Genomic DNA, 285 nt, shown 5'->3' with positions numbered 1-285 from the left:
TGCCGAACCAGATGACCGTATACGGCACCAATGGTCGGAAGTTCTTTTCCCAGTACGAGCGCGATGGAATCCGCTATTGCATGACGTATGCAAAGATCGAGCGCGATCCGCGTGCGCAACGTGTGATCCGGCACTTCGGCGGACGCACCGTCATCCGTCGTCAGGATGAGGCAATTCCGGACGGCATCTGCGACCCTGAACAGTGCCCGCAGTATCAGGCGCGACACTGCAACCTGTCTGCGAGCTTCGTGTTCGCGGTGCCGGACATCAAGGGGCTCGGCCTGA

The 285-nt window shown here is 60.0% G+C and carries 1 protein-coding gene; it reads left to right on the top strand.

Annotation, left to right across the window (positions count from 1 at the left end; all coding sequences use genetic code 11):
• Positions 1-11: 11 nt before the first annotated feature.
• Positions 12-285, top strand: a 274-nt coding sequence (locus EN859_RS37435) for a hypothetical protein (protein WP_210237788.1), incomplete at its 3' end; no start/stop codon positions are given.

The sequence above is a fragment of the Mesorhizobium sp. M00.F.Ca.ET.216.01.1.1 genome (assembly GCF_004010325.2).
GTDB lineage: Bacteria > Pseudomonadota > Alphaproteobacteria > Rhizobiales > Rhizobiaceae > Mesorhizobium.
The sequence above is the reverse complement of the archived record's forward strand: the minus strand, read 5'-3'. Positions and strand labels throughout refer to the sequence as shown.